The sequence below is a fragment of the Pseudomonas sp. BS-2016 genome (genome assembly GCF_001806145.1).
In the GTDB taxonomy this organism is placed as follows: domain Bacteria; phylum Pseudomonadota; class Gammaproteobacteria; order Pseudomonadales; family Pseudomonadaceae; genus Aquipseudomonas; species Aquipseudomonas lundensis.
The window spans coordinates 194,780-207,677 of the sequence record NZ_MLCT01000032.1; the positions used below are offsets into that span (position 1 = coordinate 194,780).

Annotated in this window: 12 protein-coding genes; all 12 read right to left on the bottom strand. The window is 48.0% G+C overall.

Annotated features, from left to right (window positions below; translation table 11 throughout):
* Positions 1–15: 15 nt before the first annotated feature.
* Positions 16–2,013, bottom strand: a complete 1,998-nt coding sequence (locus BKD70_RS17210) for a nucleoside-diphosphate sugar epimerase/dehydratase (RefSeq protein ID WP_047275291.1) — start codon at positions 2,011–2,013, stop codon at positions 16–18.
* A 73-nt stretch (positions 2,014–2,086) separates the two neighbouring features.
* Positions 2,087–3,106, bottom strand: coding sequence for a glycosyltransferase family 4 protein (locus tag BKD70_RS17215; RefSeq protein ID WP_047275293.1), 1,020 nt, complete (start codon positions 3,104–3,106; stop codon positions 2,087–2,089).
* A gap of 39 nt (positions 3,107–3,145) precedes the next feature.
* The gene (locus BKD70_RS17220) at positions 3,146–4,114 is read right to left on the bottom strand and encodes an NAD-dependent epimerase/dehydratase family protein (protein WP_047275382.1); all 969 of its coding nucleotides are present in this window, start codon (positions 4,112–4,114) and stop codon (positions 3,146–3,148) included.
* Positions 4,115–4,119: 5 nt separating this feature from the next.
* Positions 4,120–4,869 carry a glycosyltransferase family 2 protein gene (locus BKD70_RS17225; protein WP_047275295.1) on the bottom strand — a complete coding sequence of 250 codons (750 nt, stop codon included), beginning with the start codon at positions 4,867–4,869 and terminating at the stop codon, positions 4,120–4,122.
* A gap of 4 nt (positions 4,870–4,873) precedes the next feature.
* Positions 4,874–6,289, bottom strand: coding sequence for a mannose-1-phosphate guanylyltransferase/mannose-6-phosphate isomerase (locus BKD70_RS17230; protein ID WP_047275296.1), 1,416 nt, complete (start codon positions 6,287–6,289; stop codon positions 4,874–4,876).
* A 19-nt stretch (positions 6,290–6,308) separates the two neighbouring features.
* Positions 6,309–6,824 (bottom strand): GDP-mannose mannosyl hydrolase, encoded by a 516-nt coding sequence (locus BKD70_RS17235; protein ID WP_275296557.1) that lies wholly within the window; start codon positions 6,822–6,824, stop codon positions 6,309–6,311.
* Entirely contained in the window at positions 6,784–7,758 is a 975-nt protein-coding gene (locus BKD70_RS17240) for a GDP-L-fucose synthase (RefSeq protein ID WP_047275300.1), read from the bottom strand. Before BKD70_RS17240 ends, BKD70_RS17235 begins: the two co-directional genes overlap by 41 nt.
* Before the next feature lie 3 nt (positions 7,759–7,761).
* Complete coding sequence (gmd, locus tag BKD70_RS17245) at positions 7,762–8,886, bottom strand: GDP-mannose 4,6-dehydratase (RefSeq protein ID WP_047275302.1); 1,125 nt, start codon at positions 8,884–8,886, stop codon at positions 7,762–7,764.
* On the bottom strand, positions 8,879–9,937 hold the full coding sequence (locus tag BKD70_RS17250) for a glycosyltransferase family 1 protein (protein ID WP_047275304.1): 1,059 nt from the start codon (positions 9,935–9,937) through the stop codon (positions 8,879–8,881). The genes gmd and BKD70_RS17250 overlap by 8 nt, the downstream gene beginning before the upstream one ends.
* A 1-nt stretch (position 9,938) precedes the next feature.
* Positions 9,939–11,081, bottom strand: coding sequence for a hypothetical protein (locus BKD70_RS17255; protein ID WP_139047511.1), 1,143 nt, complete (start codon positions 11,079–11,081; stop codon positions 9,939–9,941).
* A 16-nt stretch (positions 11,082–11,097) separates the two neighbouring features.
* Positions 11,098–11,949, bottom strand: a complete 852-nt coding sequence (locus BKD70_RS24405; protein ID WP_080960190.1) for a glycosyltransferase — start codon at positions 11,947–11,949, stop codon at positions 11,098–11,100.
* A gap of 13 nt (positions 11,950–11,962) precedes the next feature.
* A complete protein-coding gene (locus tag BKD70_RS17260) occupies positions 11,963–12,868 on the bottom strand; it encodes a glycosyltransferase (RefSeq protein ID WP_047275307.1) in 906 nt (301 codons plus the stop codon).
* Positions 12,869–12,898 lie beyond the last annotated feature (30 nt).

The following is a 12,898-nucleotide window of genomic DNA, read 5'->3' on the forward strand; positions in this document are numbered from 1 at the left end:
TTGCAGGGTATGTCCTCAGGAAGGCTCAGAACGACGCTGCTGGTAGATCCAGTCCACGATCTCACCTTCTGGGGCATAACCGCTGACGGTATCGCGCAACAACTGACGAACGCGGGTGTAGTCATCGTTATCGACAGCTTCCAGCAAACTGGACAATCGGTTCTTCAGCTCTTCCCACGACAACATGTCTTCGTTGGCACTCATGATCATCGGATGCTGAGTCGCAACCACGTTGTCGCCTATCAGCAATTCCTCGTATAGCTTTTCACCAGGGCGCAGGCCGGTGAATTCAATCTCGATGTCGCCATGCAGGTTCTTGTCAGAACGGATGCTCAGGCCGGACAAATGAATCATCTTCTCGGCCAGTTCCACGATGCGTACCGGCTCGCCCATGTCGAGCACAAACACATCACCGCCCTGCCCCATGGAGCCCGCCTGAATCACCAACTGCGCGGCCTCGGGTATGGTCATGAAATAGCGGGTGATTTTCGGGTGAGTGACGGTCAAAGGCCCACCGGCTTTGATCTGCTTGTGAAACAACGGAATCACAGACCCCGAAGAGCCCAGTACATTGCCAAAGCGCACCATCGTAAAGCGGGTTTTATTGACGTGCGACACATTGGCTTTGTCGCCGAACAACACCGGAGCCACTTCCCGACTCAAAGCCTGCAATGTCATTTCCGCCAGACGCTTGGTGCTACCCATCACATTGGTCGGCCGCACGGCTTTATCGGTCGAGATCAGTACAAAGTTAGCCACGCCAGCCTGCAACGCCGCCTGAGCCGTGTTTAACGTACCGATGACATTGTTCAGCACACCTTCGGCGATATTGTGCTCGACCATCGGCACATGTTTGTACGCCGCCGCGTGATAAACCGTGTCCACATTCCAGGTGCGCATCACATCCAGCAATTTCGACTGGTTGCGTACAGACCCGAGAATCGGCAACACCCTGACCGAAAGCGATTCGCGATTAACCCGCTGCTCAAGCTCCGACAAGATGCTGTAAAGGTTGAACTCACTGTGTTCAAACAACAGCAACGTGGTCGGGCGCAAAGCCAGAATCTGACGGCACAGCTCGGAACCGATGGAACCGCCTGCGCCCGTAACCAGGACGCTCTGGCCTTTGATGCAATGCTCAAGCAGCTCGCCCTGGGCCGGCACCGCGTCTCTTCCGAGCAAGTCAGCGATATCCACTTCCTGAATATCGTCAACCTTCACCCGGCCACTGGCCAAATCCATGAAGCCGGGAACACTGCGTACGTGCAGCGGGAACCCTTCAAGCAGGCCGAGAATCTCGCGGCGTCGACCACGGGAAGAAGAAGGAATTGCCAGCAGCAGCTCTTGTGCGCCGGTGCGATCAATCATCTGCTGAATATGATCAGGCTTGAACACCTGCAACCCTGAAATCACCCGATCGGCAATGCTCTCGTCATCATCGATGAACGCCACAGGCCGCATGACCCGCCCCATACGCAACGCCGCGACCAACTGATTACCGGCAGCGCCTGCGCCATAAATGGCAACACGCGGCAGACCGTCATCACGGCTGGTAAAGGGCACATGCTGAGCAGCGGCGAACCAGTCACCGAGAAAATACTGACGCATCCCCAGACGCAAGCCCCCGAGCATGATCAGACTCAACCACCAATAGTTGAAAATGATCGAACGCGGGACGACATTGTCGTGATTGCTGTACCAATACACGACGACGGCCAATATTAAAGAAGAAAGACTGACCGCTTTGATAATGGCGATGAGCGCGTCGTTACCGAAATAACGCATCACGGCACGGTACATGCCGAAGCGGATGAACAGAGGGATGGCTACGAGCGGCGCGGCGACAAACAGCCAAAAGTGCAGCTTGACCGGATTGATCATATCGTCGACGCCCAGGCGCACGAGAAATGCCAGCAAGAGTGCAAGCCAGACCAGTACTACATCTGTGCCTATCTGTAAAACACGTTTATAACGCCGCGGTAAAGCTAGCAAGTAAGACCGAAGTTTATCCATAAGTTCCTCTACCACCGTTAACCGCGTAAAACGGATTACAAAAAGCTATAACCTGAACAGGTCCGCACACACGTTAATGCTTGGCAACTTCCAGCTCGCCCGCCTGAAACTTGACAGCCAACAAAATCAAAGGCAAATACGCCAACAGCACACCCAGCAGACCATCTAGCCCCAACAAGGTGACACAAAGAGCGATGGGCAGTAGCCAACACACATTGATCACTGCCACCGCCAAGGTCACCGGCAGATGTTTACCGTAGCGACGCGAGGCAAATTGGTAACCATGGCTGCGATGCGCTTCATACACTTTGTCACCGCGAACAAGGCGTCGAATCAAGGTAAACGTGGCATCAACAATAAAAACGCCCAGTAAGATAATCCACGCCCAAAACAGGTTAAAGGATACCCATGAGGCCTGCAGCGACAGAATACCGAGGGTTATGCCGAGGAAGCCGCTACCGGCATCGCCCATGAAAATTTTGGCCGGTGGAAAGTTCCAGCACAAGAAACCGGCCACAGTGACTGCCAATAAAGCAGGCGCCCAGATCAAATCAGCAAAACCACACAGGCTGTAAATGAGCACGATACTCAAACACGCAGTGATGGCTTCGACACTGGCAAGCCCGTCTATACCGTCCATGAAGTTATACAGATTAAGCATCCACACCAGGTACAAAACGGCACCGATATGCCCTAACCAGACAAGGTCAATGCTTGCCCCGAAGACTGTGACCGCAGGTAAGCCCCCGAGCCAGAACAGAGCCCACACAGAACCTAGCACATGCCCCAATAACCGCCAGCGCGCAGCAATATGGCCGTGGTCATCCAGAAAACCCAGCACTGCGATGCCAATGCCAGCCCCCAGCAGCGCCAACGTCATGGCCCCATCAATCACGCCCATGAACGCGAACACAGGGAGCATTACACAAAAACTGATGACAATGGCTACGCCCCCACCGCGAGGCGTAGGGACAGTATGCGAACTACGAGCATTGGGAGTGTCAATCAAGCTGTTGGCCAAGGCGTAGCGCCTTAGCGCACCCGTCAAAAGCAATGCAGCCAAACCTGCAACCAATAAAAGTACCCACATCATTTACAACACTCCATAAAGCACTGCCCCTGTCCTTTCATTTCACGATCGAATTGATCTGGCGTTAATGTACTCACGACCTGCCTGGACCAGTGCTTGCTCAGTGGTAACGGGAGGAATCCACCCCAAAAGTTGACGAGCCTTGGTGGAATTAACCGTCAATGAGCGACACAACTGTGTGTACAGATTCTGCTTGCCGATGCATGAAGCCATGAGCCGCATCATCGGGTCCGGAATCGTCAACATCACAATCCGGCGCCCCATACCGCGGCCGATGCACCGGACCAAGTCAGGCGTTGAGATATCTATGCCATCACTGACGAGAAAAAGTTCATTTGCAGCCCGTGGATGGACCATACAAAGCGAAATGAAATCAACCAGATTCTCCAATGCGACCATGCTTCGGCTATTACGCACGCCTCCAAATGGAAGAGGCACACCCGTAGAAGCCAGCTTTAGCAAACGCTGAAAATTACCTGGTGCATGGGCTGCATACACCAATGGAGGCCGAATAATGACTAGCTCCATGGCATGCGAATCACACAACGCCTTCAGGCTTTCTTCAGCCTCAAATTTAGAAATCGCGTAATCGGCATGGGGATTCGCCGGACAGGTTTCATCAAACGCCGTTGACGGTGTATAGGCGCCATTAACCCCTATTGAGCTGATGAAAACGAATCGCTGAACACCCTTTTCAATCGCGTGGCGAGCCAGTACGAGGGTTGCATCCGTATTCGCTCTACGAAAGAGTGAGAGCGCATCTTTTTCGCGTGCCATCACATGCGCACGCCCCGCCATATGAACGACGCAGTCGACACCTGCGAGTGCTTCCCCCCAGTCTGGGCTGGATGAAAAATCGCCTACGTTGAATGTTTTGAACGTTTGTGCCAAATCTGCAGCAGGCTCAGACCGGGTAGCAACGCGCACCTCATACTGAGTCTGTGCACAGAGATGCGTCAACAAAGCAGAGCCTACAAAACCAGTTGCTCCGGTTAACAATAGGGTTTTCATGGGCTTCACTTGAAGATATAACTGGCGAGCTTGAAAGGAATCTTCATTGCAACCATGAAAATATTGGTATAGATCCCGTTTTCTTTACAGGCACGTACAATCTCCATGTTTTGATGAACTTTCCACCAAAACCCCGTTGTGCTGATACCCCCTTCCCGCATTTTTACCATCACTGCATCATGGCGTTGCAAGTTGATACGGCGGGTAATAAAGCGCGCCATCAATTCAAAATCGGCTGACACTCGGTAGCCCAACTTGTAAACACCATACTGCTCAAACAGCTTTTTGCGGGCATAGAACGTCGGATGAGGCACCATGAAGCCAAAGCGCACCTTCCAGGGCGAGAAACTCTTTGACGAGTATCTACGGGTTACCGAATCCGTATTATCGCGTTCAACAAATACCAAATCCGCATAAGATGCGTCACAACCGGGGTTGGCAAGCAAAAACTCAACAAGCTTTTCGATCGTCGTTGCACTGGCGAAAATGTCATCCGAATTCAAAATTCCGACAAAATCGCCCGTTGCCAGGTTGACGCCTTTATTCATGGCATCGTAAATACCTTTGTCAGGTTCACTGACAATTGTCGATATCCGGCCTGCGTACTCATTCACAATGTCGAGCGTGGAATCCTTAGAAGCCCCATCAACAACAATATATTCAATATTGTTGTAAGTCTGTGACAGTACGGACTCCAGCGTATCGCGGATCGTGGCAGCGCTGTTATAGCAAACGGTAACAATGGAAATTTTCAACGCATCAACCCTTCACACGACCATAGATATCTTCGAAGCGGACAATATCGTCCTCACCCAAGTACGAACCCGACTGAACCTCAATCAATTCAAGCGGGATCATGCCAGGATTCTCCAACGCGTGAATTTGCCCTATCGGAATGTAGGTAGACTGATTTTCGGTCACAAGATACGTTTTATCACCATTGGTGACGCTCGCCGTGCCACTCACGACAATCCAGTGTTCTGCGCGATGGTGGTGCATTTGAACAGAAAGCTTTTCGCCGGGTTTGACCGTTATCCGCTTGACCTGATACCGCTCACCGTTATCGATTGAATCGTAAACACCCCAAGGGCGGTACACCTCGCGGTGATTGACCTGTTCGTGGCGCTTGGAACTCTTCAATTGATCGACAATTTTCTTGACGTCTTGTACATGATCTTTATGAGCAACCAACACTGCATCTTTGGTTTCAACAACAATCATGTTCTCTATACCCACCGTTGTGACTAATCGATGAGTAGCGTGAACGTAACTCCCAGTTGTGTTTTCTGAGAGCACATCACCTTTGATGACATTGCCGTCAGCTGATTTCTCACCAGCATCCCAGAGTGCAGACCAGGAACCGATATCACTCCAACCCGCGTCAAGTGGCACCATGACAGCATGCGCCGTCTTCTCCATCACCGCATAATCAATCGAATCATCCGGGCAAGCCCCAAAGATGTCGCTGTTCACGCGGGTGAAAAACATGTCCGTTTGGCCTTGCTCAAGAGACGCGCGGCAAGCAGCCAAAATATCAGGCTGGAACACCTCAAGCTCTTGAAGGTAGCGGCTTGCTCGGAACATAAACATGCCGCTGTTCCAGTAATACCCACCGTCTGCCAAGTACGCCTGGGCTGTGCTCAGATCCGGTTTTTCGACGAACTGGCTGACTTCGAAACCGCCCTCACCTACGCTTTGCCCCATTTGCAAATAACCGTAACCGGTTTCCGGGTGTGTAGGCGTGATCCCAAAGGTCACTAACTTACCCGTCTGTGCAAGATTCAAGGCGATGAGGACACTTGCCTGAAACGCTGCTACATCTTTAATCAGATGGTCTGCAGCCAGCACCAACATAATCGGGTCAGCGCCGTCACGCGTAGCCTGCATCGCAGCCAGGGCGATCGCAGGCGCCGTATTACGGCCTACTGGCTCAAGAATGATGGTGGCCTGTTCCATACCGACTTGCCGAAGCTGTTCTGCCGCAAGAAAACGATGGTGCTCATTGCAAATCAGCACAGGCATCGATTGATCCAATCCCTCAAGACGCTTGAGCGTAGCCTGAAGCATGGTGGAATCAGCATCAACAAGCGGCAGGAACTGCTTGGGGTTCAACTGCCTGGACAGTGGCCACAAACGGGTGCCCGAACCACCCGCCATAATTACTGGAACAAACATCGAAATCATCCTTTGATTCTTACTGGGTCAACGCGGCCAAATAGGCACGAGTGTAATGGTGAACAAGTGGGCTGTCTTTTATTTCGTCAAGCGTCCACCACACATAGGCCGCATGCTGATCAGAAGGCAGGTTTAACTCCACCGACTCCGCCAGGTTCACATGATGCGCCATGACCACGTAGTGAGTACTTACTTGCACCGGTTGAGCTTCAAACACACTGTTGTCATAAAAATGCTCGTAAACACCTAAAAAAGCACTGTTAGTGCGTTCAAAAGAGGTACCAAGCTCAAGTGCCGTCAAACGTGAGAATGCCGCATCCAGTGACTCGTTTTTAAAGACTCGGCCGCCCGGAACAAACCAATAGCCCTGCGCCGGTCGATTGACTCGACGGCCGAGCAGAACTCGACCGTCGCTACGCGTGATGACCAGGTCGATAGAAACCAGGCATGTGGAGTCGACAACCGTTTTGAAGGTGTCATGCTCCAAATACATATCAGCCTCGCACCGCTTGCCGGTGAGTAACAAACCACTCATAGGCATTTGCCAGACCCGTCTCCAGATCAATACTTGCCTCCCAACCCATAGAGCGCAAGCGTGATACATCCATCAACTTGCGGGGTGCGCCATCAGGCTTGCTGGCATCAAAAGTCAGTGTCCCCGCAAACCCGGTAACCTTGGCGATCGTTTCTGCCAGCTCACGAATGGTGCAATCAATGCCGGTACCCACATTAATGTGCGACAGCATTGGCTGGGTATTGGCCTGGTAAATATCAGCATCCAGCTCCATGACATGAACACTGGCAGCAGCCATGTCATCAACATGGAGAAACTCACGCATCGGTTGCCCACTGCCCCAGATCACGACTTCCTCTGTACCTTGCTGAACAGCATCATGAAAGCGGCGCAATAAAGCAGGGATGACGTGACTGTTATCCGGGTGATAATTGTCATGCGGGCCATACAGATTGGTAGGCATCACACTTCGGTAATCACGACCGTGTTGACGGTTGTAACTCTCACACAGTTTGATACCGGCAATCTTGGCAATGGCATACGGTTCGTTTGTTGGTTCCAGAGTGCCTGTGAGCAACGCCTGCTCGGTCATTGGTTGCTCAGCGTGCTTGGGGTAAATGCACGAAGATCCGAGGAACAGTAACTTCTGTACGCCTACGCGATGAGCGGCCTCAATGACATTGGCCTGAATCATCAGATTGTCGTAAATAAAATCTGCGGGATACGTGTTATTCGCATGAATACCACCCACTTTTGCAGCAGCCAAATACACCTGATCAATCTGATGAGCGTTGAAGTAAGCCTTGACCGCTTGCTGATCCAGTAAATCCAAATCTTCACGGCCAACAGTCAAAACATTCTGATAACCCAGATCCCGCAAACGCCGCACAATGGCCGAACCGACCATTCCGCGATACCCGACTACCAGTACTGCTTCATTAAGATCCCGGGACACAGATCAGTTCTCCGTGGCGACAGGGACATCATGCCCGTGCTGCTTCAGCAAGGCGTGGCGCTGAGCGACTTTAAGGTCTTCACGCACCATTTCGGCGCACATTTCTTGTACAGTGATTTCCGGTGTCCAGCCCAACTTGGTCTTTGCCTTGGTCGGATCGCCCAGCAACGTCTCAACTTCAGCGGGACGGAAGTAACGCGGATCGACACGCACCACGACATCACCCACGTTGAGGGCAGGAGCCAATGCGCCATCGATGGATTCGACCACACCGATTTCTTCAACACCGGTACCTTCAAAACGCAAGGTAATGCCCAACTCAGCGGCCGACCAGCTGACGAATTCACGCACCGAATATTGCACACCGGTCGCGATCACAAAATCTTCAGGCTGTTCCTGTTGCAGCATCATCCACTGCATGCGCACGTAGTCTTTTGCATGACCCCAGTCACGCAACGCGTCCATGTTGCCCAAGAAGACACAGGACTCCAAGCCTTGTGAAATATTGGCCAAGGCACGGGTAATCTTACGGGTCACAAACGTTTCACCACGACGTGGGGATTCATGGTTAAACAAAATGCCGTTACAGGCGTACATGCCATAAGCCTCACGGTAGTTAACCGTGATCCAGTAGGCGTACATTTTAGCGACTGCGTAAGGCGAGCGAGGATAGAAAGGCGTCGTTTCCTTTTGGGGAATCTCCTGCACCAACCCATAAAGCTCAGATGTCGAAGCCTGATAAAACCTAGTTTTCTTTTCAAGACCTAACAGGCGAATAGCTTCGAGAATCCGTAGGGTCCCCATCGCATCGACGTCAGCTGTGTACTCAGGTGACTCGAAACTGACCGCAACGTGGGATTGAGCACCCAGGTTGTAGACTTCATCAGGTTGAACTTCCTGAATGATACGGGTGAGATTTGAAGAGTCCGTCAAATCGCCATAATGAAGAACAAAATTCTGATTATCGACATGCGGATCTTGATAGATGTGGTCCACACGTTGCGTGTTAAAGGACGAAGCCCGGCGTTTGATACCGTGAACTTCATAACCTTTTTCCAGCAGAAACTCCGCCAGATAAGAACCGTCCTGGCCTGTGACACCTGTGATCAACGCTATTTTTTTACTCACGTGCTTCTCCACACAACTCTTTGTAAATACCAATGATTTCCTGGGCGTTTTTTTCCCATGAAAATCTGGATGAATTTTTTAAACCCTTAAGGATATACGACTCTCTAAGCGATTTATCTTCGAGTGATTCTATAGCACCTTTAATGGTCTCTGGCAAAACCTCAGCCAATAGTATTGCGGCATCAGCACATATCTCAGGCAAAGATGAGAACGCAGCGGCTACCACAGGGCAACCCGCCCTCATTGCCTCTAAAGCAGGTATACCAAACCCCTCATATAAAGAGGGGTAAACAAGGCAGAAAGCTTGATTATAAAGTTTATTCAATTGCTCATTAGTCAAATAGCTTTCATGCTTATATCTGCCCGGTATTAAAGCATCTAGCTGTGCTAATTCCTGTTGCTTAAACGCCCCCCCTCCCACACACACCAAACTATATTGGGGTAAATGTTCCAGAGAAGCCACTAAGCATGAGAAATTTTTATACCCAGAGCGCGCTCCTACAAACAGCACAAACGCTGTGGAAGGCTCATCTACGCAATTAAGGATTCTATAGTTAGGAGAAACCCCATTATAGATAACTCGAACATCTTTCCCTCGGGCTTCAGGTATGAATTCATACAAGTCATTCTTAGTGTTTTCAGATATACATATGACAACATCACTATTTAAAATAGCACGACGCTTTTGAAAGGTATGTACTACGCGCCTAGCTCCGACCTCAAAATGCTCGTAGGTGAAGTCATGCACTGTAGTGACTGTCTTGATTTTCTTATTCTTAGGGAGTCTATAATAACTTGAGTGAAATATCTTTATATCTTCAGAGACAGGCTGATCCATATAGCGCTCTAAACGCCGTAGATAACAAGGGGATTTAGAGGCAACCTGCTGAAACTCAGGAATGCATGACACATCAAACATGTCATTCCCTCCATACGATAAAAATTTGAATTTCACATCATCCGAAATCAGGAATCCTATCAACTCCTTAAAACAAGCAGATATACCACCAGAGCGTTGAAGTGAAAACACAATGCCGTCTATGAGAATCAAATTACACCTTCTTAACTAGAAAAATAGCAAAAAATGAGGCCAACAAAACTGCTAAGACAAACTCAACACCACGAATGACAGGAACTGTAAACAAAGAGGCAACCGCATACAAAAATACAAAATAGAGTGAAATCAGGACCTTGCTATTATTGCGTTTAACCCCCGTATCAAAGAAAGCACTTAAAGCTCCTAAAAAGGCATATAACAGCAACACAAAATACCCAAAATCCAGATACCCATAAGAAGCGAAATATAATGCCGGATTCCAAAACCACTTATAATCTTGAAACTCAATACCCAATGAATCGTTTACGCCAGGCCAAACATATGTTAGAAAGTGAAAAATTGTTTGAAAACCAAAAGTATAGTCATAATCGACTTGCAACAGTAATTGCAAATTTATAAGCCCTAGCTTCATATACATAAATACAAAATCAAAAACGCTATACCCCTGCATTCGACTCATGGAAAGTATATTTGCTATAACCAACAAAAAAAACAAAACAGAAACTTGCTTAAAAGTAAAACCTTTCCTAGCGCCATAATCAAAGTAACACAGCATCAGAGCCAATATAGTAATTCTATCCAGAGACAAGAAGGTCTTAAATACTACAAAAAAGAATGAAAAAAACAATAATCGTTTCATTTGCCTCATTGAGGCCTGATCTAAATTTAAATAGTTAACCGCTGCACATGCGAACAGAAAAACAGCTAACGGGGCGTTATTAAATATCTTAATATAACCCGGCAAACCTCCACTACGACTATCCAACAGATATGCATCTCTAACTTCAGCGCCAGCCTGACCAGTTAGCATGGAGGAAAAATAATCCATAATTGGCAGGGTTTGCTGAATCTGCCAGATCGAAGTAAAAACTCCAAGAACACTCAGCGACATCAAAACAACAAATACTGGACCTCTTAAAGTGTAGCATCTATTAACATAACTTTTTCGAGAAACCAAGAAGGTAAAAAAGTATCCAGCAAGAAAAAAAACAGTACACAAAACATGTAAAACAATAGCTTCACTTAATGAGAAATCAACACTTACAAGTCCGTTAGGATCATTGTAAAAATACGCATATAGAAAAGGAATATTTGTAAGTAAAAAAACAAACAAAAAAGTTTTATTGATTTTTATCACCCCCCTCTCCTCACTATCAACTCAAGGACCTAAAGAAAATACCGCTAAAAAAACCTTTTAGCCGAGAAGCGCACACCTTTCTCTTAGAAGAAAAAAGCAAGCCCGCAGCACTTCTCACAACAACCCGCACCACTTCTAACATCAACAAACCATGTGAACTTAGCATGTATTTTTTAATAACTACAGCATAACCAATTGCATACATCTGATATTTTTTAGGTAGAATATCAGACCCACAAAAATCATCATCGTGAAATACGGAAGCCTTGTCACTGAAATAAGCTTGATAACCGTACTTTATCAATCTGAAAAACAGTTCAGTTTCTTCAGAACCACCTAGATTAGTACCAGCCCCCAACCTTTCATCAAATCTGATGTGAGATCTATCATCGAGCGACCGCAATGAAATGAATGTCCCCACACTTAATGAGTATTTAATTACACCCAGATAGTTAAGTTTTTTGAATTTTGCTGGATAGGAGCGTGAGGCATAAGCTTTTCCAGTTACACCATCTCGCACAGGAAATGAAATAACAGCGCCGCGCTCTAAGCCACCAACTAATTCTGCAAGAATATCATTATTATAATAAGCATCGTCATCACAAAAACCGATAACCTCACCTGATGCATAATCAAGAGCTATATTTCGGGCAACAGACAACGGGCAAGGCTGACTCTTTAACAACTTGAAGTTTACGACACCAAAAAAATCATTGAAAATAGTTTGTAATTTGTCACCAGAAGTTTGGTCTACAAAGATTATCTCTAATGAATCAAAGTAGCCTACCAAACTATTTAATAAACGGCGTACTTCTTTCTCGCGCCCACCCTGACTTGTTCCAATTAACGACAACCGCACGTCACTCATCTCACACGCATCCTTATTTTTTCAAAAAAATCTTGGCAACTTTAACAATAGATTTAGGAAGTAACGATTTGACAAGGTACAGGCAGCGCAAGCGATAACTTTCACCCTTAGCTGACCTGATCATTGCGAGGGTAAATGGGACATCGGGAACACTACTGGCCTCCGCTGCAGACGTTAAATACGCCCGATTGACGGCACGAGAATAAAGATGACTCTGTGTAAAAAAGCTGAGTATTTTCAATCGTTGCTCATGCATCAACTTGTATTTTTTTGCGGTGTTATTTTCATGTAACCGGTATTTGACAACGGGTTCTTTGATCGATCGCAAACGCTGCCCGGTGTTGGTTAACGTCAACCACATGTACCAATCTTCGACACTCAAGGATTCAGGGTACCCACCTACACGTTTTAATGCAGGCGTTCTCATCAGCCCGGCAGGCGCTCCGGGGACTGTTTCCCCCATGATGATCTCATCAAATGTGTGAACTTTATCAGCCCCGTACACACTAGCAACAGGACGGTTAAGATCATCAATCAATTCAAGGCCGCCAAAGGCTGCCACGATGGAATCGTCTGTCCTTAAAACGTCAACCAATACGCTGGTTTTATTCTCCAGCAAAATATCATCACTGGCGATTAATGAAAAAAATTCACCTTGAGACCACTCCAAGGCTTCATTGAGGGTGGCGCATAAACCTTTATTGGGTCGCGAGCGAAACTCGAATCGCTTGAAGCGTTCACGGCAAGTGTCAAGCATGGATTCAATTCTAGACACTGAACCATCCGTTGAGCCGTCATCAATAATAATCAACTCAACGTTATTATAGGTTTGAGACACCACCCCTTTTATACTATCCACGACATAGCGTTCATGGTTATAGGATGGAATCACAATGGTTACTAACGGTTCAGAACTCATAAATTGCCTACTCAGTTAATGTCGGACTGC

Coding starts and splice junctions, on each gene's coding strand:
- BKD70_RS17210 (WP_047275291.1), bottom strand. CDS start 2,013: ATGGATAAACTTCGGTCTTACTTGCTAGCTTTACCGCGGCGTTATAAA.
- BKD70_RS17215 (WP_047275293.1), bottom strand. CDS start 3,106: ATGATGTGGGTACTTTTATTGGTTGCAGGTTTGGCTGCATTGCTTTTG.
- BKD70_RS17220 (WP_047275382.1), bottom strand. CDS start 4,114: ATGAAAACCCTATTGTTAACCGGAGCAACTGGTTTTGTAGGCTCTGCT.
- BKD70_RS17230 (WP_047275296.1), bottom strand. CDS start 6,289: ATGTTTGTTCCAGTAATTATGGCGGGTGGTTCGGGCACCCGTTTGTGG.
- BKD70_RS17235 (WP_275296557.1), bottom strand. CDS start 6,824: ATGAGTGGTTTGTTACTCACCGGCAAGCGGTGCGAGGCTGATATGTAT.
- BKD70_RS24405 (WP_080960190.1), bottom strand. CDS start 11,949: ATGAGTGACGTGCGGTTGTCGTTAATTGGAACAAGTCAGGGTGGGCGC.
- BKD70_RS17260 (WP_047275307.1), bottom strand. CDS start 12,868: ATGAGTTCTGAACCGTTAGTAACCATTGTGATTCCATCCTATAACCAT.